At 68.7% G+C, this 21957-nt stretch carries 19 protein-coding genes; 12 read left to right on the top strand and 7 right to left on the bottom strand.

Going from position 1 to position 21957, the window contains the following annotated elements; all coding sequences use genetic code 11:
- Window positions 1-15: 15 nt before the first annotated feature.
- Window positions 16-396, bottom strand: coding sequence for a hypothetical protein (locus G6N51_RS11685; protein ID WP_083170200.1), 381 nt, complete (start codon window positions 394-396; stop codon window positions 16-18).
- Window positions 397-467: 71 nt separating this feature from the next.
- Window positions 468-2081: an adenylate/guanylate cyclase domain-containing protein gene (locus G6N51_RS11680; RefSeq protein WP_083170202.1), complete on the bottom strand. Its 1614-nt coding sequence runs from the start codon at window positions 2079-2081 to the stop codon at window positions 468-470.
- Between the two features lie 45 nt (window positions 2082-2126).
- Here G6N51_RS11680 and nucS point away from each other — a divergent pair, with 45 nt between their 5' ends.
- Window positions 2127-2798 carry an endonuclease NucS gene (gene nucS, locus G6N51_RS11675; protein ID WP_083170204.1) on the top strand — a complete coding sequence of 224 codons (672 nt, stop codon included), beginning with the start codon at window positions 2127-2129 and terminating at the stop codon, window positions 2796-2798.
- A 22-nt stretch (window positions 2799-2820) separates the two neighbouring features.
- Entirely contained in the window at window positions 2821-3114 is a 294-nt protein-coding gene (locus G6N51_RS11670) for a hypothetical protein (protein ID WP_083170206.1), read from the top strand.
- A gap of 12 nt (window positions 3115-3126) precedes the next feature.
- Here the strand turns inward: G6N51_RS11670 and mce are convergent, their stop codons facing one another.
- Window positions 3127-3594, bottom strand: a complete 468-nt coding sequence (gene mce, locus G6N51_RS11665) for a methylmalonyl-CoA epimerase (protein WP_163750690.1) — start codon at window positions 3592-3594, stop codon at window positions 3127-3129.
- Window positions 3595-3672: 78 nt separating this feature from the next.
- On the opposite strand from mce, the gene G6N51_RS11660 reads away from it, so the two are divergent.
- Complete coding sequence (locus G6N51_RS11660) at window positions 3673-4854, top strand: acetyl-CoA C-acetyltransferase (RefSeq protein ID WP_083170210.1); 1182 nt, start codon at window positions 3673-3675, stop codon at window positions 4852-4854.
- Between the two features lie 186 nt (window positions 4855-5040).
- Window positions 5041-5958, top strand: coding sequence for a tetratricopeptide repeat protein (locus G6N51_RS11655; RefSeq protein ID WP_083170212.1), 918 nt, complete (start codon window positions 5041-5043; stop codon window positions 5956-5958).
- A 28-nt stretch (window positions 5959-5986) separates the two neighbouring features.
- Here G6N51_RS11655 and glgB read toward each other — a convergent pair whose 3' ends face one another.
- Window positions 5987-8182 carry a 1,4-alpha-glucan branching protein GlgB gene (gene glgB / locus G6N51_RS11650; RefSeq protein WP_083170214.1) on the bottom strand — a complete coding sequence of 732 codons (2196 nt, stop codon included), beginning with the start codon at window positions 8180-8182 and terminating at the stop codon, window positions 5987-5989.
- Window positions 8183-8205: 23 nt separating this feature from the next.
- Complete coding sequence (locus tag G6N51_RS11645) at window positions 8206-10299, bottom strand: alpha-1,4-glucan--maltose-1-phosphate maltosyltransferase (protein ID WP_083170502.1); 2094 nt, start codon at window positions 10297-10299, stop codon at window positions 8206-8208.
- Window positions 10300-10523: 224 nt separating this feature from the next.
- Between G6N51_RS11645 and glgP the strand changes: the two genes are divergently transcribed.
- Window positions 10524-13193: an alpha-glucan family phosphorylase gene (gene glgP, locus G6N51_RS11640; RefSeq protein ID WP_083170216.1), complete on the top strand. Its 2670-nt coding sequence runs from the start codon at window positions 10524-10526 to the stop codon at window positions 13191-13193.
- Window positions 13194-13195: 2 nt separating this feature from the next.
- On the opposite strand, the gene G6N51_RS11635 is transcribed toward glgP, so the two are convergent.
- Together G6N51_RS11635 and G6N51_RS11630 are read right to left on the bottom strand one after the other, a co-directional pair.
- The gene (locus G6N51_RS11635; RefSeq protein ID WP_083170218.1) at window positions 13196-15208 is read right to left on the bottom strand and encodes an ATP-dependent DNA helicase; all 2013 of its coding nucleotides are present in this window, start codon (window positions 15206-15208) and stop codon (window positions 13196-13198) included.
- Between the two features lie 19 nt (window positions 15209-15227).
- A complete protein-coding gene (locus G6N51_RS11630) occupies window positions 15228-16541 on the bottom strand; it encodes a nicotinate phosphoribosyltransferase (protein WP_083170220.1) in 1314 nt (437 codons plus the stop codon).
- Between the two features lie 67 nt (window positions 16542-16608).
- Here G6N51_RS11630 and clpS point away from each other — a divergent pair, with 67 nt between their 5' ends.
- The 7 genes from clpS to rph all read left to right on the top strand — a co-directional run bounded on the left by clpS (window position 16609) and on the right by rph (window position 21782).
- Window positions 16609-16914 (top strand): ATP-dependent Clp protease adapter ClpS, encoded by a 306-nt coding sequence (gene clpS, locus G6N51_RS11625; RefSeq protein WP_083170222.1) that lies wholly within the window; start codon window positions 16609-16611, stop codon window positions 16912-16914.
- A 25-nt stretch (window positions 16915-16939) separates the two neighbouring features.
- A complete protein-coding gene (gene aosR / locus G6N51_RS11620; protein ID WP_083170224.1) occupies window positions 16940-17521 on the top strand; it encodes an oxidative stress transcriptional regulator AosR in 582 nt (193 codons plus the stop codon).
- A gap of 16 nt (window positions 17522-17537) precedes the next feature.
- Window positions 17538-18581, top strand: a complete 1044-nt coding sequence (locus G6N51_RS11615) for a P1 family peptidase (protein ID WP_083170226.1) — start codon at window positions 17538-17540, stop codon at window positions 18579-18581.
- A gap of 36 nt (window positions 18582-18617) precedes the next feature.
- Entirely contained in the window at window positions 18618-19298 is a 681-nt protein-coding gene (locus G6N51_RS11610) for a rhomboid family intramembrane serine protease (RefSeq protein WP_083170228.1), read from the top strand.
- The gene (gene murI, locus G6N51_RS11605; protein ID WP_083170230.1) at window positions 19295-20110 is read left to right on the top strand and encodes a glutamate racemase; all 816 of its coding nucleotides are present in this window, start codon (window positions 19295-19297) and stop codon (window positions 20108-20110) included. The genes G6N51_RS11610 and murI overlap by 4 nt, the downstream gene beginning before the upstream one ends.
- A gap of 85 nt (window positions 20111-20195) precedes the next feature.
- A complete protein-coding gene (locus G6N51_RS11600) occupies window positions 20196-20978 on the top strand; it encodes a cyclic nucleotide-degrading phosphodiesterase (protein WP_083170232.1) in 783 nt (260 codons plus the stop codon).
- 24 nt (window positions 20979-21002) lie between these two features.
- Window positions 21003-21782: a ribonuclease PH gene (rph, locus tag G6N51_RS11595; protein WP_083170234.1), complete on the top strand. Its 780-nt coding sequence runs from the start codon at window positions 21003-21005 to the stop codon at window positions 21780-21782.
- The last annotated feature ends 175 nt before the right edge of the window (window positions 21783-21957 follow it).

The raw sequence follows: 21957 nt of genomic DNA, 5'->3' as shown, positions 1-21957 counted from the left end.
GCCCTAGCTGAACGACTACGGGCTGGGAGGGGTTCCGACGCACACGCCGCCGGCGCAGGCACCCGCGCCCCCGGGTCCGGCGGACGCCCCGGCGCCCGGCACACCCGCACTCGCCCCGCCGGGCCCGGCACCGGCGCCGGAACCGCCCGGTCCCGCGGTGGTGGCGCCACCCGGTCCGGTTTCGGGGCCGCCACCGCCCGGTCCGGCGGGGGTTGTTGCCGCCGGGGCGGTGGTGGTGAGGCTGGCCGGCGTCGTCACGGTGGTGGTTACGGTCGACGTCGTCGGGTTCTTGTTGTTGTTGTTTGATCCACAACCCGCGGTCAGCGAACTCAAGGCAATCGCCGCGGCGATGCCCGCGGCCACGGAAACACGGCGGGCAGTTGCACTAGCGGTCATGTCAACACCAATCTCTTCGAGGGGGCGATGTCCTTAGTGCCCTTACCCACTCGGGTCCGAATTCAATCGCGTCAGGCCTGCGGGTCGGCGGGCGCAGCGAGCCGAGTGGGGCGCTCGTGTCCGCGAAGTGTCACGGTCTCGCCCAAAGACCAATGGGCGCGTTCGTTCTCGCTCGCACCCTCCAGCGCTTCGGCCGTGGCAAGCAGTCGGTCCGGATGCGACTTGGCGAGCTCGCACAGGCGGGCTGCCTCGTTGACCGGTCCGCCGATCACGGTGTATTCGAAGCGCTCCCTGGCGCCGACGTTGCCGGCGACCACTTGGCCCGCCGCTACGCCAATGCCGGCCTGGCACTCCGGCATTTCGTCGCCGAGCCGCTCGGCGATGGCGCGCGCGGTGGCCAGCGCCTCGTCTTCCGGGCGCTCCAGATGATTGGGGGCTCCGAAGATCGCCAGCGTCGCGTCGCCCTCGAACTTGTTGACCAGTCCGCAGTGTCGGTCCACTTCCTCGACGACGATGCCGAAAAATTGATTGAGCACCGAGACGACCTCGGCCGGGGGCCGGCTGGTAACCAGTTGGGTAGAGGCGACGATGTCGATGAATACGACTGCCACATGGCGTTCTTCGCCGCCCAGCTTGGGGCGCTCGCGCTCGGCGGCCAGGGCGACTTCGCGTCCGACGTGCCGGCCGAACAGGTCGCGCACGCGTTCGCGCTCGCGCAGCCCGTCGACCATTCTGTTGAAACCGCGTTGCAGCTCACCGAGTTCGGTGCCGTCGAACACGACGAGGTCGCCACGCAGGTCGCCGCGCTCGACGCGTCTGAGCGCCGCTCGGACCACGCGCACCGGAGTTGCGGTGAGCCAGGCCAGGATCCACATCAGGAGGCAACCGAAGATCACCGTGGCGACCGAGACGATCAGCACGCCGACCGCGAACTGGGTTTCGGTCAGGTTTCGCATCAGGGCCTGAAACCCCGCCAGAAAGCCGATACCGAGAACGGGCAGGCCCGAGCCGAGGAACCAGACCACCATGGTCCGGCCCATCATGCCCGAGGCGAATCGCCGCGGCGGTGGCCCCGCTTCGAGTGCCTGGGCAGCCGCCGGGCGCAACGCGAACTCGGCGAGCAGATAACTGCCGGTGGCCACCAGGATGCCGCAGATGCCCACCGCGATGAGGAAGCGCGGAATGAACAGCGTGTTGACCAGGCCGTAGAGCGTCGTCAACACCACCGCCCCGACACCCCACAAGATGAGGTCGAAGCGCGCGATCCGCCATGGGGCCAGGAAGGTGTTGCGCTCATCTTCTTCGCTCGGCGCCCGCTCCTCGATCGCCCAGCGCAGCGATACGACCGTCCTGCGGGTGATCCAGAAGGTGCCCACCGCCAGCGCCAGCGCGATATAGGCCGGTGATGCCGCGAAGGTGATCCATAACGGAGCGTCGAACACGCTGGGCTGCGGGATGGCGACGGTCACCAGGAGCAGCGCGACCGCGATGCCGATCAGGTTGGCGCCCAAGACGAGCACGGTCAGGATGACCTGGATGCGGATGCGGCGACGTCCCTGGCTCTCGGAGACCCGTCCCAGCAGCAGGGAGCCGTACGCCGGGGTCTCCGGTAACCGGCCGCTCTGACGGGTGACCGTCTCGAGCACCCGGCCGATGCGTTTTGCCAAGCTCTGGGTGGCCGACATGGTGGCGTCAGCCTAATTTGTCGGCCACGCTCTAAGGTGAGTCGGGTGCGTCTAGTGATCGCCCAATGCACTGTGGACTACGTCGGCCGGCTCACCGCGCATCTTCCGTCGGCGCGCAGGTTGCTGCTGTTCAAGGCCGACGGCTCGGTCAGCGTGCACGCCGACGACCGCGCCTACAAGCCGCTGAATTGGATGAGTCCGCCCTGCTGGCTCACCGAGGAGCCCGGCGATCAGGCGCCCGTGTGGGTCGTGCAGAACAAAACCGGCGAACAGCTGCGCATCACCGTCGAGGCGGTCGAGCACGACTCCAGCCACGACCTCGGCGTCGACCCCGGATTGGTCAAGGACGGCGTCGAAGCCCACCTGCAGGCGTTGCTCGCCGAGCATGTGCACCTGCTCGGTGCGGGCTACACGCTGGTTCGTCGCGAATACATGACCGCGATCGGGCCCGTCGACCTGCTCTGCCGTGACGAACAGGGCGGTTCCGTCGCGGTGGAGATCAAGCGGCGGGGCGAGATCGACGGCGTCGAGCAGCTCACCCGTTACCTCGAGTTGCTCAATCGCGACAGCGTGCTGGCGCCGGTAAAGGGGGTGTTCGCGGCCCAGCAGATCAAGCCGCAAGCCCGCACGCTGGCCACCGACCGTGGGATCCGCTGCCTGACACTGGATTACGACAAGATGCGGGGGATGGACAACGACGAATACCGGCTGTTCTGAGCGTCGCGGCTAGGCTGGCGGTATGGCCCGGCGCCGCACACCGCCACGTCGGCAGCGGCAGCCGTCGCCGCTCCCGGCCCCGCGGGTGGAGATCGGGCCCGACGGTCACGAGTACGAAGTGCGTCCGGTCGCAGCGGCCCGGGCCGTCAAGACCTACCGCTGTCCCGGTTGCGATCACGAAATACGCTCGGGCACAGCGCATCTGGTGGTGTGGCCGGCCGACGTGACCCTCGGAGGCGCCGACGACCGTCGGCATTGGCATGCCCCGTGCTGGACCCACCGCGCCACGCGCGGGCCCACCAGGAAGTGGTCGTGACTGGCCCGGGCCTCAGGCGGCCGGCTCGACCAGCTCGATGAGCACGCCGCCGGCGTCCTTGGGGTGGATGAAGTTGATCCGTGAGTTTGCCGTGCCGCGGCGGGGCTCCTCGTAGAGGAGGCGGATGCCCTGAGAACGCAGGTGCTCGACCACGCCGTCGAGGTCGCTCACCCGGACCGCCATCTGCTGGATGCCGGGCCCGCGCTTGTCGATGAACTTGGCGATGGTCGAGGAGTCGTCGATCGGGGCCATCAGCTGGATCTGTGCGGCGCCGCCCTCGGCACCCCGCACGGCCAGCATGGCCTCGCGGATTCCCTGCTCCTCGTTGACTTCCTCGTGCACCAGGACCATGCCGAGGTGGTCGTGATACCAGGCGATTGCCGTATCCAGGTCGGCGACTGCGATGCCGACGTGATCGACCGCCGTCACCAGCGCGGTGGCCAGGACCTGACGGGCGTCAACTTGATCGGTCGTCATCACATAAAGGTAACCTGGCGGCAAAGATTGCGCTTCTCCGGGAGGCCAGATCGGCCGTCCCCGGACCCTTAGGAGGTTGTCATGACCACGTCGGTGATCGTTGCTGGAGCGCGCACGCCGATCGGCAAGTTGATGGGTTCGCTCAAGGATTTCTCGGCAAGCGACCTGGGTGCGATCGCGATCGCCGGTGCGCTGGAGAAGGCCAACGTGCCCGCCTCGGCGGTCGAGTACGTCATCATGGGCCAGGTTTTGACGGCCGGGGCAGGACAGATGCCCGCCCGTCAGGCCGCGGTAGCGGCCGGCATCGGCTGGGACGTCCCGGCGCTGACCATCAACAAGATGTGCTTGTCCGGCATCGACTCCATCGCGCTCGCCGACCAGCTGATTCGTGCCGGGGAGTTCGACGTGGTGGTCGCCGGCGGGCAGGAGTCCATGACCAGGGCGCCCCATTTGCTGATGGACAGCCGGGCGGGCTACAAGTACGGCGATGTCACGGTCCTGGACCACATGGCATACGACGGCCTGCACGACGTGTTCACCGACCAGCCGATGGGTGCCCTCACGGAGCAGCGCAACGATGTGGACAAGTTCACCCGCGAGGAGCAGGACGAGTTCGCTGCGCGGTCGCATCAGAAGGCGGCCGCGGCGTGGAAGGACGGCGTCTTCGCCGACGAAGTTGTGCCGGTCAACATCCCGCAGCGCAAGGGTGATCCGCTGCAGTTCACCGAGGACGAGGGGATTCGCGCCAGTACCACCGCGGCGTCCCTGGCCGGCCTCAAGCCGGCTTTTCGCCGCGACGGCACCATCACCGCCGGCTCGGCGTCGCAGATCTCCGACGGGGCGGCGGCCGTGGTGGTGATGAACAAGGCCAAGGCGCAGGAGCTGGGGCTGAACTGGCTGGTCGAGATCGGCGCCCACGGTGTGGTGGCCGGTCCGGACTCCACCCTGCAGTCGCAGCCGGCCAACGCGATCCAGAAAGCGCTCAGCCGCGAAGGCATCTCCGTCGATCAGCTGGACGTCGTCGAGATCAACGAGGCGTTCGCCGCTGTCGCGTTGGCTTCGACCCGCGAACTCGGCCTCGATCCCGAGATCGTCAACGTCAACGGCGGAGCGATCGCCGTCGGGCATCCCATTGGCATGTCGGGCGCACGGATCACGCTGCATGCGGCCCTGGAACTGGCCCGCCGTGGCTCCGGTTACGCCGTCGCGGCCTTGTGTGGCGCGGGCGGCCAGGGCGATGCCTTGATCCTGCGGGCAAAGTAGCGGGGCGATCGACGCGCGCCGGCCCCGGTCGATGTTGCTGGCTCGGCCCGCGCGGGATCTTTTGTGATCTTCGTCATATGTCCCGCTCTGCGGCGGTTTGCAGGGGCTTGCCGCCCCGGGCAAAGCGGCGTGACGTCGGCGCCACCGGGTGGATAGGCCATCGAAGAGCATGACAAACTTGACCTCGTGACGCGTCCGCGACCTTCGATTGGCCCCGCGCTGGCTGGTGCGGTCGACCTGTCCGGCCTCAAGGCGCGGGCCCAGCAGCAGCCGACCGGCGGGACCGGCGGAACAACCTCGGCCGCCGAGAATGGCCCGGGAGTATCCGCGATCACCGAGGCCAATTTCGAGGCCGAAGTCCTGCTCCGCTCCGAGGAAGTGCCCGTCGTGGTGGTGCTGTGGTCACCGCGCAGCGACGCGTGCGTCCAGCTCGTCGACATCCTGTCCGGCTTGGCCGGCGAGGACAACGGCAAGTGGTCCCTGGCGACCGTCAACGTCGACGTGGCGCCCAGGGTGGCGCAGATTTTCGGTGTCGACGCGGTGCCGACGGTCGTCGCTCTGGCCGCCGGGCAGCCCCTGTCCAGTTTTCAAGGTATGCAGCCGCCCGACCAACTGCGCGGCTGGCTGGACCAAATTCTGTCGGCGACGGCCGGGAAACTCAGGGGCCCAAGCAGTTCCACGGGTTCCGAGGAGGTCGATCCGGCGCTGGCCGCGGCCCGCGAACAGCTCGAGGCTGGCGATTTCGAGGCGGCCAGGGCGTCGTATCAGGCGATACTGGACGCCGACCCGGGCAGCGCCGAAGCCAAGGGCGCGATCCGGCAGGTCGACTTTCTCATGCGCGCGACCGCCCACCCGCCGGACGCGCCCGCCGCGGCCGCCGCGGCACCGGGCGACATCGATGCCGCATTCGCGGCCGCCGACGTCGAAATCCTCAACCAGGACGTGAGCGCCGCGTTCGATCGCCTGATTGCATTGGTGCGCCGCACATCCGGGGAGGATCGGACCCGGGTGCGCACCCGGCTGATCGAACTCTTCGAACTCTTCGACCCCGCCGACCCCGAGGTCGTCGCCGGGCGGCGCAACCTCGCGAACGCGCTGTACTGAACCCCTCGGTCGGCTCGCTTTCAGCCGCCTACTCGGGCTCGAGCCACAGCGCCGAGTTCGGCGGCAGCACCAGCACCGCCGAGGCCGGTCGGCCATGCCACGGGTCCTCGGTGGCGTCGACTCCACCCATGTTGCCGATGCCGGAGCCGTTGTAATCGGTGGCATCGGTGTTGAGCACTTCGCGCCAGCGGCCGGCGGACGGCAGACCGAGCCGGTAGCCGCTGTGCTCGCTGCCCGCGAAGTTGAACACGCACGCCATCACGGAACCGTCGCTGCCATACCGCAGGAAACTCAGCACGTTGTTGGCCGAGTCGTTGGCGTCGATCCACGAGTAACCGTCGGGGATGGTGTCCTGGCTCCACAGTGCCGGGTGGGCGCGGTAGGTGTCGTTGATGTCGCGCACCATCCGCAGGACGCCGTTGGAAAACCCTTGCTCGTCGAGTTGCCACCAGTCCAGGCCGCGTTCCTCGGACCACTCGGCGCGCTGGCCGAATTCCTGCCCCATGAACAGCAATTGCTTCCCGGGGTGCGCCCACTGGTAGGCGAGCAGGCTGCGCAGCCCGGCGGCCTTGACGTGGTTGTTGCCCGGCATCCGCCCCCACAGGGTGCCCTTGCCGTGCACCACCTCGTCGTGGCTGATCGGCAGCACATAGTTCTCGCTGAACGCGTAGAGCATCGAGAACGTCATCTCGTGATGGTGATAGTTGCGGTAGATCGGGTCGCGGCTGATGTAGTCGAGGGTGTCGTGCATCCAGCCCATGTTCCACTTCATCGAAAAGCCCAGGCCGCCAAGGTTTGTCGGGCGTGTGACGCCGGGCCACGACGTCGACTCCTCGGCGATGGTGACGATGCCCGGGGCCGACTTGTGCACCGTGGCGTTCATCTCCTGCAGGAACTGCACCGCCTCCAGGTTCTCCCGGCCGCCGTAGATGTTCGGCGTCCAGCCGCCCTCCGGGCGGGAGTAGTCGAGATACAGCATGGAAGCGACCGCGTCCACCCGTAATCCGTCGACGTGGTACTCCTCGAGCCAATACAACGCGTTGGCCACCAGGAAGTTACGCACCTCGTTCCGGCCGAAGTCGAATACGTAAGTGCCCCAGTCGAGTTGCTCACCCCGCTTGGGGTCGGAGTGCTCGTAGAGCGGGGTGCCGTCGAAGCGCCCCAGCGCCCAGGCGTCTTTCGGGAAGTGCGCCGGCACCCAGTCCACGATGACGCCGATGCCGGCCTGGTGCAGGGAGTCGACCAGCAACCGGAACTCGTCGGGCGTGCCGAATCGCGACGTCGGCGCGTAGTACGACGTCACCTGGTAGCCCCACGACCCGGCGAACGGATGCTCGGCGACGGGCAGCAGCTCCACGTGGGTGAACCCGTGCTCGAGAACGTACGCCGTGAGCTGGTGGGCCAGGTCGCGGTAGCTGAGTCCGGGGCGCCACGAGCCGAGATGAACCTCGTAGGTGCTCATCGGCTCGAACACCGGATTGCGTTGGGCGCGCTGCTGCATCCAATCGGCGTCCCGCCAGGTGTAGTTGCTGCGCGTCACGCGGGAGGCGGTGTGTGGCGGCACTTCGGTGGCGAAGGCCATGGGGTCGGCGCGCTCCGTGACGACGCCGTCGGCGCCGTGCACGCGGAACTTGTACAGGCCGTCGGCCGGGAAGTCGGGCCAGAACAGTTCCCATACCCCCGAGGAGCCCAGCGACCGCATCGGGGCGTCGCTGCCCGTCCAGCCGTTGAACTCGCCAATGAGATTGACGCCCTTGGCGTTAGGCGCCCACACCGCGAACGACACCCCGTTCACGACACCGTCGGCGGTGGTGAACGAGCGGGGGTGCGCGCCGAGCACGTCCCAGAGCCGCTCGTGACGGCCCTCGCCGAAGAGAAAGAGATCTACTTCGCCCAGGGTGGGCAGGAAGCGGTAGGCGTCGGCGACCGTGTAGGGGTCGGACCCCTCATACTTCACTTCCAGCCGGTAGTCGATGAGATTGACGAACGGCAATGCCGTGGCGAACAGGCCGGATTCGACGTGCTGCAGCGGGAAACGGTCCTCGCCGACCAGCGCGACGACCTCGGCCGCATGCGGGCGGAATGCCCGGATGACGGTGTGGTCGGCGTACTCGTGGGCCCCCAGGACGCCGTGCGGGTTGTGATGCGTGCCAGCCAGCAGGCGCGATAGGTCGGCCGGGTCGGGCGCCAGGTGCGTCCTGGCGAGTTGGTCGGCTTGACTCATGTCCTTTTCACCTCCGGTCCGTTTCATCGTCTGCGCAGCAACGTCATCCGAGACTCATGCGGTATGAGTGGCATGTTGATGACATGCGCTACCGCTCGCGCAGGATCGATGCGAACGTAATTTGCTTGCCCCCATTGGAATTCCTGGCCGGTGATTTCGTCGCGCACCCAGAAACGCTCGTAGGGCTCCATACCCAAAGCCGCCATATCTAAAAACAGCGTGCCTTCCTCGGCGCCGAACGCGTTGAGCGTCACCACCACCAACACGCAGTCGCCGGTCGTCGGATCGAACTTGCTGTAGGCGAGCAGGGTGTCGTTGTCCACGCCGTGAAAGTGGATGGTGCGCAACTGCTGCAGCGCCGGGTGTAGCCGGCGAATCGAGTTGAGCTGCGTGATGAATGGTTCGAGTGACCGTCCTTCGGCCAGGGCGCCCGCGAAATCGCGCGGTCGCAGTTCGTACTTTTCGGAGTCCAGATACTCCTCGCTGCCCTCGCGCACCGCGCGGTGCTCGAAAAGCTCGTAGCCCGAGTACACGCCCCAGGCCGGGCCCATGGTCGCTGCCAGCACCGCGCGGATGGCGAACATCCCCGGTCCGTTGTGCTGCAGGATGGCGTGCAGGATGTCGGGGGTGTTCACGAACAGGTTGGGCCGGCGGAAGTCGGCGAGCGCGGCGATGTCGTTGCCGAACTCGGTGAGTTCCCATTTCGCCGTGCGCCAGGTGAAGTAGCTGTAGGACTGCGTGAACCCGAGCTTGGCCAGGCCGTATTGCCGCGCGGGCGGCGTGAAGGCTTCCGAGAGGAAGAGCACGTCGGGGTCGATGCTCTTCGCCTGGGCGATCAGCCACGCCCAGAAGTTCGGCGGCTTGGTGTGCGGGTTGTCCACCCGAAAGAACTTGACGCCGTGGTCCATCCAATGCCGGACGACGCGCAGGACTTCGTCGTAGAGGCCCGCCGGGTCGTTGTCGAAGTTGAGCGGATAGATGTCCTGGTACTTCTTGGGCGGGTTCTCCGCGTAGGCGATGGTCCCGTCGGGCAGTTCGGTGAACCACTCGCGGTGATCGCGCGCCCACGGGTGATCCGGCGCGCATTGCAACGCCAGATCCAGGGCCACCTCCATGCCCAGTTCGCGGGCCGCGGCGACGAAGGCGTCGAAGTCCTCGATGGTGCCCAGGTCCGGGTGGACGGCGTCATGGCCGCCCTCGTCACTGCCAATTGCCCACGGAGAGCCCACATCTCCCGGGGCTGCGGTGGGAGAGTTGTTGCGGCCCTTGCGGTGGACCTTGCCGATCGGGTGGATCGGCGGCAGGTACACCACGTCGAATCCCATTGCCGCGATCCGCGGAAGCTGGGCGGCCGCTGTGGCGAATGTGCCGTGCACGGGTTTGCCGTCGGCGTCCCACCCGCCGGTCGAGCGGGGGAACATCTCATACCAGGAACCGAAGCGGGCCAGCGGCCGATCCACCCACACGCCGTACTGATCACCGCGGGTGACCAGATCGCGCAACGGATATTCGTCCAGGAGTCCGCCGATTTCCGGCGCCAACGCCAGCGCGGTGCGGGTGACCGGATCCCCCGGCTTCCGCAGCGCCGCGGCGGCGGCCAGGAGTGGGTCTCGCCGCGCACGCGGCACGCCCGTCGCGGCGCGCTCGAACAACGCGGCGCCGACCAAGAGGTCGTTGGACAGTTCCGTCTCCCCCTGCCCGGCGTCCAGCTTGGCCACCAGGCCGTGCCGCCAGGATTCGATGGGGTCACCCCAGCCGTCGACCCGGAACGTCCACAGGCCCACCCGGTCGGGCGTGAAATGCCCGTGGAAGACGTAGGGCTCGAGGCCCATCGTCATCGGCAACAGCAGCGGCTTGATCCGTTGCTGGTCCACCCCTCCGTCGACTTCGGCGGCGAGCTTTACCGGAGCCTGAACCGCTTTGATCCGGCGGGTCTCCGTCACCTGCGGATAACGCGGGCCAAGGTAGCGCACCACCAGGGTCGCAGCGACCGCCTCGTGGCCTTCCCGCCACACCGCCGCGCTAACCGGGATGGTCTCACCGACCACGGCCTTTGCGGGATATGCGCCGCAGGAAACGACGGGTTGGACGTTATCGATCTCGACACGACCAGGCACCACAGCTCCGTTCGAAAATTGTGTGCGGCCAACCGCGGTGTGCTCGTCGCGGATGCCTCTCGTCTGGCGAAACTTCCTGTCGTGGGGAACTTCCTCTGCGGGGAAGCACCGTTGCGGCCCCAATAACTAACCGATACCCACCCTAGTGTCCGGTCACACCCTCGGCGGGAAAAGCGGCCTCTGCCGCCGTGCGCGGGCCGAAATCCTCAGTAAGGTAAGGACGCGTGAAAGCCCTCCGCCGCTTTACCGTCCGTGCTCACCTTCCCGAGCGGCTGGCCGCGCTCGACCAGCTGTCGACCAACTTGCGATGGTCATGGGACAAGCCGACCCAGGACTTGTTTGCGACCGTCGACGTGGAACTGTGGGAGCGCTGCGGCTCAGATCCGGTGGCGTTGCTGGGGGCGGTGAATCCGGCACGCCTCGACGAGCTGGCGCTCGACGAGGCGTTCCTGGGCCGGCTCGATCAGCTGGCCGCCGACCTGAACGATTACCTGAGCCGTCCGCTGTGGTATCAGCAGCAGCAAGCCGACGGTGTGGCGATGCCTGCGGCCATCGCCTACTTCTCGATGGAGTTCGGGGTCGCCGAGGTGCTGCCCAACTACTCGGGCGGATTGGGCATCCTCGCCGGGGACCACCTGAAGGCGGCCTCCGACCTCGGCGTGCCGCTGGTGGCGGTGGGCCTGTACTACCGGTCCGGGTATTTCCGCCAGTCGCTGACGGCGGACGGCTGGCAGAACGAGACCTATCCGTCGTTGGACCCCCAAGGGCTCCCGCTGCGACTGCTCACCGATGCCGCCGGCGATCCAGTCCTGGTCGAGCTGACGCTCCCGGACTCCGCCCGGCTGCACGCGCGGATCTGGGTCGCGCAGGTGGGCCGGGTCCCGCTGCTGCTGCTCGATTCCGACGTCCCCGAGAACGAGCACGAGCTGCGCAACATCACCGACCGGCTCTACGGCGGTGACCAGGAACACCGCATGCGGCAGGAGTTGCTGGCCGGCATCGGTGGGGTGCGGGCGATCCGCGCGTTCACCGCCATCGAGGGCCTGCCCGCACCCGAGGTTTTCCACATGAACGAGGGGCACGCCGGGTTCCTCGGAGCGGAACGCATCCGCGAGTTGATGACCGATGCGGGGTTGGACTTCGACACCGCGCTGGCCGTCGTGCGCTCCAGCACCGTGTTCACCACGCACACCCCCGTGCCGGCCGGTATCGACCGGTTCCCGATCGACATGGTGCGGCTCTACTTCGACGGGCATGCCGGGGACGAACACGGTAAGCATGCCGGGGACGAGCCCGTTAAGAAGGCCGAGAAAGGCGGTGGCAAGGGCGCACCCGTGCTGTTGCCGGGCGTGCCGACGGGCCGAATCCTCGCGCTCGGCGCCGAGGACGATCCGACCAAGTTCAACATGGCGCACATGGGCCTGCGGCTGGCACAGCGGGCCAACGGCGTTTCGCTGCTGCACGGCGAGGTGAGCCGGGCCATGTTCAACGAGCTGTGGCCCGGGTTCGACACCGATGAGGTGCCGATCGGGTCGATCACCAACGGCGTCCACGCTCGCACCTGGGCGGCGCCTCAGTGGTTGCAGTTGGGGCGTGAGCTGGCCGGATCGGATTCGTTCGGCGATCCCGGCGTCTGGCTGCGGCTGAACCAGGTCGATGCCGGCCATCTCTGGTGGATCCGCTCGCAACTGCGCTCGCTGCTGGTCGAGGACGTCAGGCGGCGGCTGCGCAAGTCATGGCTGGAACGTGGCGCATCCGAGGCCGAATTAGGTTGGATTACAACGGCCTTCGACCCGAACGTGCTCACCATCGGGTTCGCCCGGCGGGTGCCCACATACAAGCGGCTGACGCTGATGCTGCGCGACCCGGAGCGGCTCGAACGCCTGCTGCTCGACGAGGACAGGCCGATTCAGCTGATCGTCGCCGGGAAGTCGCACCCGGCAGACGACGGCGGCAAGGCGCTCATCCAGCAGGTGGTGCGCTTCGCCGACCGGCCCGAGGTGCGGCACCGCATCGCGTTCCTGCCCGACTACGACATGTCCATGGCGCGCCTGTTGTACTGGGGTTGCGACGTCTGGCTCAACAATCCGCTGCGGCCGCTGGAGGCCTGCGGCACCTCCGGGATGAAGAGCGCGCTCAACGGCGGGCTGAACCTGTCCATCCGCGACGGCTGGTGGGATGAGTGGTACGACGGCGAAAACGGCTGGGAGATACCGTCTGCCGACGGCGTCATCGACGAGTCCCGCCGCGACGATCTAGAGGCCAGTGCGCTCTACGACCTGCTGGAGCTGGCGGTGGCGCCCAAGTTCTACGAACGCGACGAACACGGAGTGCCGCCCCGATGGATCGAAATGGTGCGGCACACACTGCAGACGCTCGGGCCGAAGGTGCTGGCCTCGCGGATGGTGCGCGACTACGTGGAGCGGTACTACACGCACGCCGCGCAGTCGCTGCGCCGGACCGTCGGGCCCGCCGAGGACGGTGAGGACGGCCGTGAGTTCGGCGCGGCGCGCGAGGTGGCCGCCTACCGCCGGCGCGCCGAGGAGGCGTGGCCCAAGATCACCATCACCGACGTGGACAGCACCGGACTGCCGGACACGCCGGTGCTCGGCTCCAAGATGACCCTGACCGCCACGGTGGCGCTGGACGGGCTCGCGCCCGACGAGGTCACGGTCCAAGGGGTGGTGGGCAGGGTGGACGCCAGCGACGCGCTGCTGGACCCGGTCACCGTCGAGATGTCGTATACCGGGACCGCCGAGGGCGGTAACCAGGTGTTCTCCACGACGCTCTCGTTACCGCTGGCGGGGGCGGTGGGATACACGGTGCGCGTGTTGCCCCATCACCCGATGCTTGCCGGCAGCGCCGAACTGGGCCTGGTCACCCTGGCCCGCTGACCTCAAGCGGGCAGGCCCTCCGACGTGGTGCGCAGCCGCTCCAGCGCCGCACGGACCTGGGCCGGGTCGGTGGTCTGCCAGAACGGCGGCAGCGAGGCACACAGGTAGCCGCCGTAACCGGCGGTGACCATCCGCGAGTCCAGCACCGCGACCACCCCGCGGTCGGTGACGCGACGCAGCAGCCGACCCGAGCCCTGCGCCAACAGCAACGCGGCATGGCTGGCGGCGACCGCCATGAAGCCATTGCCGCCGCGCGCCGCCACCGCGCGTTGCCGCGCGCCAAGCAGCGGGTCGTCCGGTCGCGGGAACGGGATGCGGTCGATGAGCACCAGGGACAGCGACGGACCCGGCACGTCGACGCCCTGCCACAGCGACAACGTGCCGAACAGCGACGTCTGCGCGTCGGCGCTGAACTGCTCGACCAGCGCGGAGGTGCTGTCGTCGCCTTGACACAGGACCGGCGTCGACAACCGCTGGCGCATGGCCTCCGCGGCGGCCCGGGCGGCCCGCATCGACGAGAACAACCCCAGCGTCCGCCCGCCCGCCGCGGTGATGAGCTCGGCGATCTCGGTCAGCTGCTCGGCGGACCCGGTGCCGTCCCGGCCGGGTGGCGGGAGGTGGGCGGCGACGTAGAGGATTCCCGCCTTGGCATGGTGGAACGGCGAGCCCACGTCGACGCCGCGCCAGGGGGCGTCCTTGACGGTGTCCGCCGCGGTGAGGCCCCACGCCGCGGCCATCGCGTCGAAGGATCCGCCGATGGTCAGGGTGGCCGACGTCAGCACGGTGGTTGATCGGGCGAACACCCGGTCGCGCAGCAGACCCGCAACGGACAGTGGCGCCACCCGCAACACCGGGCGCATCGAGCCCCTGTTGTCCTCGTGATCGAGCCACACCACCTCGCTGCGATCGGGAATCGCCGGAGCGAACGACGTGAGAACCCGCGACGCGGTATCGGATATCTCGCTCAGCGCCGCCACCGCTTCGGCCCGCGCGGCGGCCGCTTTCGCGTCGCTGGTGGTGTCGATCGCCGAACGTGCCGCGCCCGCCGCGTCGCGCAGGGCGGTCAGGTAGGTCGCCAGCTCCTCGTCGAGGCGGTCGATGCGACCGGGAGTGGCGTCGTGGATCGCCGCGGCGAAGTTCGCCGTCGCCGCTTCCAGCCGCTGCGTCAGTTCGGGATCGACCAATCGCGAGATCCGCCGCGCCGCGACGCCCAGGGCGGCCGGCGTCAGCTCCGCGGTGGCCACCGACGTCACCCGATCGACCAACTCATGGGCCTCGTCCACCACCAGCAGCGCGTGTTCGGGCAGCACCGCCGAGTCCGCGACGGCGTCGATGGCCAGCAGCGCGTGGTTGGTGACCACGACATCGGCACCGCCCGCCCGGCCGCGCGCCCGTTCCGAGAAGCACTCCGAGCCGAACGGGCAGCGGGCCACGCCCAGGCATTCCCGCGCCGAAACGCTGACCTGCGACCAGGATCGTTCCGGCACACCGGGTTTCAAGTCGTCGCGGTCCCCGGATTCGGTGGTCGACGCCCAGGCCGTGAGCCGTTGGACGTCGCGGCCCAGGGCCGTGGCCGCCATGGGATCGAAGAGCTCCTCCTGCGGCCTGTCGCCGGCGTCATCCTCCGTGTCGGCGCCACCGTTGTGAATCTTGTTCAGGCACAGGTAGTTACGGCGACCTTTGAGCAGCGCGAACTGCGGGCGGCGGGGGAGCGAATCGCCGATCGCGTCGATCAGGCTGGGCAGGTCGCGGTCCACGAGCTGCCGCTGCAAGGCGATCGTGGCCGTGGACACGACGACGGGAGAGTCGTCATCGATGGCGCGGACGATCGCGGGCACCAGGTACGCCAGTGATTTCCCGGTCCCGGTGCCGGCCTGCACGACGAGATGCTCGCCGGTTTCGAATGCCCGCGCGACGGCGTTGGCCATTTCGAGTTGGCCGCTACGCTCACTGCCGCCGAGCGCTGCCACGGCGACGGCCAGCAACTCGGGCACGGAGACTTCGGACGTGGTCAGCCTCTTTTGCTCTGCGGTGTCATCGGCGGCCGGCGGCGATCTGCGTCGTCGGGATCGCAGGCTCGCCCTGCGACAGGTTCAAGCCCTCCCACGGCAGACTGCGCAGCCCGGAAGCTACCAGCTCGCGCGCCGCGCCCACATCCGGTTTGGACACCGTGTCTCCGCCGCGGACCAGCGGGACGGTCAAGGGCCGGGACGGTTCGGTGATCGCGGGCCGGCGGCCCGCCGGATACACCACCTCCTCGGTGATGGTGCCGGACGGGCGCGTCAGGCGCAGTGCCTCTTTGCGGCCCCCGCGAGATTCCTTATGGCTGCTGCGCTTTTGCACCGGAATCCCGTCGACCTCGACCAGCTTGTAGACCATGTTCGCCGTGGGTGCGCCCGAACCGGTCACCAGCGAGGTGCCGACGCCGTAACTGTCCACCGGTTCGGCACCCAGGGCGGCGATGGAGAACTCGTCGAGGTCACCGGAGACGACGATGCGGGTCCTGGTGGCTCCCAACCGGTCGAGCTGCTCGCGGACTTGGCGCGCGAGCACGCCGAGCTCGCCCGAGTCGATGCGGACCGCGCCGAGCGACTCCCCGGCGGCGGCCACGGCGTTGGCCACACCGGTCGTCACGTCGTAGGTGTCCACCAGCAGCGTGGTCTCGACGCCCAGCGCGTCGACCTGCGCGCGGAATGCGGCCAGTTCGGTCACCTCGGCCGGTTCCCCGCTCGCGTGCAGCATGGTGAACGCGTGCGCCGAGGTGCCCTCCGCGGGGATCCCGTATCGGCGCTGGGCCTCGAGGTTGGAGGACGCGGCGAAACCGGCGATGTAAGCGGCACGCGCCGCGGCGACCGCGGCGCGTTCGTGTGTTCTCCGGGATCCCATCTCGATCAGCGGCCGGTCTCTGGCCGCGCTCACCATCCGCGCGGCCGCGGACGCGATCGCCGTGTCGTGGTTGAAGATCGACAACGCCAGCGTCTCGAGCACCACACATTCGGCGAACGTGCCGGTCACCGACAGCACGGGGGAGCCGGGGAAGTACAGCTCACCTTCGGCGTAGCCGTCCATGTCGCCGGCGAACCGGAAATCGCGCAAGAAACGCAACGTATCCGGATCGAGGAATTGCGCCAGCAGCCCGCACGCCTCGTCGTCGAAGCCGAACTGCGGCAATGCTTCGAGCAGCCGGCCCGTCCCGCAGACCACGCCGTAACGGCGGCCCTCCGGGAGTCGGCGCGCGAACAATTCAAAGGTCGTCGGGCGGTTCGCGGTGCCGTCTCGCAGCGCCGCGGCCAGCATCGTCAACTCGTATTTGTCGGTAAGCAGCCCAGTTACGACCGGGTGGTTCATTCCATAACGGTATCGGCTGCCGTCAGGGGCTCGGAAACCTCACCCGGGGCTCGGTATCGTGTAAACCATGGTTGGAATGTCAGCGCCCGCTAAGCCGGGTACTACAGGACAACGCGAGTCCGCTCCGGTTGACGCCACGGCGAGTCCGTGGGTCACGATCGTGTGGGATGACCCGGTCAACTTGATGACCTACGTGACGTATGTGTTCCAGAAGTTGTTCGGCTACAGCGAGCCGCACGCCACCAAACTGATGTTGCAGGTGCACAACGAAGGCAAGGCGGTGGTCTCGGCCGGCAGCCGGGAGTCCATGGAAGTCGACGTGTCCAAGCTGCATGCCGCCGGGTTGTGGGCGACCCTGCAGCAGGACCGTTGATCTTCGAGGGCTTCGGCGATTACCTGTGCGCAAATGGAAGCGCGTCGAGACCGCGGACGGTCCCCGTTTTCGGTCCGCCCTGGCGGCTCACGAGGCCGCCCTGCTGAAGAATCTCGCGACGGCCATGGTCGGGTTGCTCGACGAACGTGAATCATCCTCGCCCGCAGACGAACTCGAGGAGATCACCGGCATGAAGACCGGAAACAGCGATCCGCCTAAGGATCCCACCCTGCGCCGGCTGCTGCCCGATTTCTTCCGTCACGACGACGATGACCCGCTGGCCCCCGACGCCGCCGACAGCCTCAACGCCGCGTTGCGAAGCCTGCACGAGCCCGAGATCATCGACGCCAAACGCCGTGCCGCACAAAGGTTATTGGAAACCGTTCCGAAAGACGGCGGCCGGTTCGACCTCACCGAGGAGGACGCGAACGCCTGGGTCGCGGCGGTCAACGACCTTCGGCTGACGCTGGGGGTGATGCTCGAGGTGGGCCCGGAGGGGCCGGAGCGCCTGCCCGCCGACCACCCGCTGGCCGTGCACTTCGACGTGTACCAGTGGCTGACCGTCCTGCAGGAATACCTTGTCCTGGTGCTCACGGGGCCCCGATGAGCCGGACGGCTGCCGGATGAACGCCATCACCGACGTGGGGGGCATCCGCGTCGGTCACCATCACCGACTCGACCCCGACGCGACGCTGGGTGCCGGATGGGCCTGCGGCGTCACCGTCGTGCTGACCCCGCCCGGGACCGTGGGTGCTGTCGATTGCCGGGGCGGTGCTCCCGGCACCCGGGAAACCGACCTGCTGGACCCGGCCAACACGGTCCGGTACGTCGACGCGGTATTGCTCGCCGGTGGCAGCGCGTACGGTCTGGCCGCAGCCGACGGGGTCATGCGCTGGCTGGAAGAACGACAGCGCGGCGTGGCGATGGACGGCGGGATGGTGCCCATCGTGCCCGGCGCGGTGATCTTCGACCTGCCGGTCGGTGGCTGGGACTGTCGCCCGACGGCCGAGTTCGGCTACCTGGCCTGCGAAGCCGCCACGGGCGGCCATGATGCACCGGCGGTCGGGAACGCCGGCGCCGGCGTGGGGGCGCGGGCCGGAGTGCTCAAGGGCGGTGTCGGGACGGCTTCGACGGCACTGCCGTGCGGGGTGACCGTCGGCGCAATGGTCGTGGTGAACTCCGCCGGCGACGTCGCCGACCGGGTCACCGGCCTGCCGTGGTCGGCGGACTTGATCCGGGAATTCGCGCTGCGGCCACCGCCGGCGGCGCAGGTCGAGGCCTTCGCGCAGTTGCCGACCGCGTCCGGCCCGCTGGAGAACCCGCTCAACACCGTCATCGGGGTGGTGGCCACCGACGCGGCGCTGAGCCCGGCCGCGTGCCGGCGCGTCGCCGTCGCGGCCCAGGACGGCCTGGCCCGGACCATCCGCCCCGCGCACACTCCGTACGACGGGGACACGGTGTTCGCCTTGGCGACCGGGGCGGTGGAGGTGCCGCCCGCGCCGGACCCACCCGCCTCGTTTTCACCGGAGATGCGGCTGGCCGCGGAGGTGGGCGCCGCGGCGGCCGACTGCGTGGCGCGGGCGGTGCTGGCCGGCGTGTTCGCCGCGGATTCGGTGGCGGGGATACCGACCTACCGCGACCTGCTGCCCGGGGCGTTTGCCCGATGAGAAGTTCACCGCCGTCCGCGCCGGTAACCTGCAGCCATGGCTAAAACCACCCCGAAGGGACGCCCGGGCGTGCCGGCGGACCGCGCGAAGCGGCCCGGGTGGATGGTGGGCGGGGCGACGATCCTCACCTTCGTCGCGCTGCTCTACCTGGTCGAGCTGGTCGACCAGCTGACGGGGCATTCCCTGGACGAGAACGGCATCAGGCCGCTCGAAGCGGACGGGTTGTGGGGGATCGTCTTCGCGCCGGCCCTGCACGCCAACTGGCAGCATCTGATGGCCAACACGATCCCGCTCTTGGTGCTGGGTTTCCTGATGACGCTGGCCGGGCTGAGCCGGTTCGTCTGGGCCACCGCGATCGTGTGGATTCTCGGGGGCTTCGGCACCTGGCTTATCGGCAATGTGGGCAGCTCCTGCGGGCCGACGGACCACATCGGGGCCTCCGGCCTGATCTTCGGCTGGCTGGCCTTCCTGCTCGTGTTCGGCATCTTCGTGCGCAGGTTCGCCGACATCGTGATCGGCCTGGTGGTGTTGTTCGCCTACGGCGGCGTGCTGCTCGGCGCCATGCCGGTGCTCGGCAGGTGCGGCGGGGTGTCCTGGCAAGGTCACCTGTGCGGTGCGATCGCCGGCGTCGCCGCCGCCTACTGGTTGTCCGCGCCGGAACGGAAGGCCCGCGCGAAGAGAAAAGCCGGCACCGCGGTGCCGCGTCCCAAGACATGAACTCGCCCTTGGCACCCGTCGGGATCTTCGACTCCGGCGTCGGGGGACTGACCGTCGCGCGGGCGATCATCGACCAGCTGCCCGACGAGGACATCGTCTACGTCGGTGACACCGGCCACGGCCCGTACGGTCCGCTCACCATCCCCGAGGTCCGCGCGCACGCGCTGGCCATCGGCGACGACCTCGTCGGTCGCGGGGTCAAGGCCTTGGTGATCGCCTGCAACACGGCGTCCGCGGCGTGCCTGCGGGACGCTCGCGAGCGTTACGACGTACCGGTCGTCGAGGTGATCCTCCCGGCGGTGCGTCGGGCGGTCGCCACGACACGCAACGGTCGCATCGGCGTCATCGGCACGCGGGCGACCATCAACTCGCACGCGTACCAGGACGCGTTCGCCGCCGCCCGCGACACCGAGATCACCGCCGTGGCCTGTCCGCGCTTCGTCGACTTCGTGGAGCGGGGGGTGACCAGTGGGCGTCAGGTGCTCGGACTGGCCGAGGGCTACCTCGAGCCGCTGCAACGCGCGCAGGTCGACACGCTGGTGCTCGGCTGCACGCACTACCCCCTGCTGTCGGGGCTGATCCAGCTGGCCATGGGCGAGCACGTGACGCTGGTCTCGAGCGCGGAGGAGACCGCGAAGGAAGTGCTTCGGGTGCTCACCGAGCGCGACCTGCTGCGTCCGCACGACGCGCCGCCCGCGACCCGGGTCTTCGAGGCGACCGGCGACCCCGAGGCTTTCACCAAGTTGGCGACGCGGTTCCTGGGTCCCGCGGTCACCGGCGTGCAACCCGTTCACCACGTGCGGATCGACTAGTGCTGATGGTGGCGACCGTGGCGAGATTCTCATCACACGAATGCGGCGATGTTTTCGTCACGGTCGTATCGGGCATGGCACAGTAGTGTCCGTGCGAATAACCGTGCTCGGCTGCTCGGGCAGCGTGGTGGGGCCGGATTCGCCCGCGTCGGGTTATCTGCTTCGGGCACCGGACACTCCGCCGTTGGTCATCGACTTCGGCGGCGGCGTGCTGGGCGCGTTGCAGCGCTACGCCGACCCCGCCTCCGTGCATGTGCTGTTGTCTCATTTGCACGCGGATCACTGCCTTGATCTGCCCGGCCTGTTCGTGTGGCGGCGCTACCACCCGTCGCGCCCGGACGGCAAGGCGCTGTTGTACGGGCCGGGCGACACCTGGTCGCGGCTGGGGGCGGCGTCGTCGCCGTATGGCGGCGAAATCGACGACTGCTCAGACATTTTCGACGTTCGGCACTGGGTCGACGGCGAACCGGTCACTTTCGGATCGCTCACGGTCACGCCGCGGGTGGTGGCCCACCCGACGGAGTCTTATGGAATGCGGATCACCGATTCCACCGGCGCCTCACTCGTCTACAGCGGTGACACCGGCGTCTGCGACCAGCTCGTCGAGCTGGCGCGCGACGCCGACGTCTTCCTGTGCGAGGCCTCCTGGACGCATTCAGCGGACCGCCCGCCCGCCCTGCATCTGTCGGGCACCGAGGCCGGCAGGACCGCCGCACAGGCCGGCGTCCGCGAGCTCTTGCTGACCCACATCCCGCCGTGGACCTCGCGCGAGGACGTGATCACCGAGGCCAAGGCCGAGTTCGACGGGCCCGTGCATGCGGTGGTGTGCGGCGAGTCGTTCGATATCCGTCGCTCCGAACGGGTCTGAACACCCCACGTTAGGGTTGGCGTCGTGACGAGACGAGAAGACGGCCGCCTTGACGACGAGCTTCGCCCCGTAGTCATCACCCGCGGGTTCACCGACCATCCGGCGGGGTCGGTGCTGATCGAATTCGGCCACACCAAGGTCATGTGCACCGCCAGCGTCACCGAGGGGGTGCCGCGCTGGCGCAAGGGGTCGGGTCTGGGGTGGCTGACCGCGGAGTACGCCATGCTGCCGTCGGCCACCCACACGCGTTCCGACCGCGAATCGGTGAAGGGACGCCTCTCCGGGCGCACCCAGGAGATCAGCCGGCTGATCGGCCGGTCGCTGCGGGCCTGCATCGATCTCGCGGCCCTGGGGGAGAACACCATTGCCGTCGACTGCGACGTGCTGCAGGCCGACGGCGGCACCCGGACCGCCGCCGTCACGGGCGCCTTCGTGGCGCTGGCCGACGCCGTGACCTACCTCGCGGCGGCGGGCAAGCTGTCCGATCCCCGACCGTTGTCGTGCGCGATCGCGGCGGTCAGCGTCGGGGTGGTCGACGGCAGGATCCGGGTGGACCTGCCCTACGAGGAGGACGCGCGGGCCGAGGTCGACATGAACGTCGTCGCCACCGACACCGGGACTCTGGTGGAGGTGCAGGGGACCGGCGAGGGGGCGACGTTCCCGCGCTCGACGCTGGACAAACTGCTCGATGTGGCGCTGGCCGCCTGCGACAAGTTGTTCGCCGCCCAGCGCGAGGCGCTGGCCCTGCCGTACCCGGGTGAGCTGCCCGAGGGGGGCCCGGCGCCGAAGGCGTTCGGCAGCTGACCGCTTCGGGCGGCGATGCAGAGCCGAGCGATGTAGGGGCACCACCCGCTTTCGGCGGCGAGGGACGACACTCGTGGCAGCCTCCTGGTCGCCGCCCAACGAAGCATTCCCGGCCCCAAGGATCGCCCATCAAATCCGCGGCAGAACAAAACCCGGCCAGACGGATAGCTGGTTG

Source organism: Mycobacterium paraseoulense (assembly GCF_010731655.1).
GTDB lineage: Bacteria > Actinomycetota > Actinomycetes > Mycobacteriales > Mycobacteriaceae > Mycobacterium > Mycobacterium paraseoulense.
Note: the sequence above shows the minus strand (reverse complement) of the source record. Positions and strands in the feature narration are given on the sequence as shown.

Coding starts and splice junctions, on each gene's coding strand:
- G6N51_RS11685 (WP_083170200.1), bottom strand. CDS start 396: ATGACCGCTAGTGCAACTGCCCGCCGTGTTTCCGTGGCCGCGGGCATC.
- G6N51_RS11680 (WP_083170202.1), bottom strand. CDS start 2,081: ATGTCGGCCACCCAGAGCTTGGCAAAACGCATCGGCCGGGTGCTCGAG.
- G6N51_RS11670 (WP_083170206.1), top strand. CDS start 2,821: ATGGCCCGGCGCCGCACACCGCCACGTCGGCAGCGGCAGCCGTCGCCG.
- G6N51_RS11660 (WP_083170210.1), top strand. CDS start 3,673: ATGACCACGTCGGTGATCGTTGCTGGAGCGCGCACGCCGATCGGCAAG.
- glgB (WP_083170214.1), bottom strand. CDS start 8,182: ATGAGTCAAGCCGACCAACTCGCCAGGACGCACCTGGCGCCCGACCCG.
- G6N51_RS11630 (WP_083170220.1), bottom strand. CDS start 16,541: ATGAACCACCCGGTCGTAACTGGGCTGCTTACCGACAAATACGAGTTG.
- clpS (WP_083170222.1), top strand. CDS start 16,609: ATGGTTGGAATGTCAGCGCCCGCTAAGCCGGGTACTACAGGACAACGC.
- G6N51_RS11615 (WP_083170226.1), top strand. CDS start 17,538: ATGAACGCCATCACCGACGTGGGGGGCATCCGCGTCGGTCACCATCAC.
- G6N51_RS11610 (WP_083170228.1), top strand. CDS start 18,618: ATGGCTAAAACCACCCCGAAGGGACGCCCGGGCGTGCCGGCGGACCGC.
- murI (WP_083170230.1), top strand. CDS start 19,295: ATGAACTCGCCCTTGGCACCCGTCGGGATCTTCGACTCCGGCGTCGGG.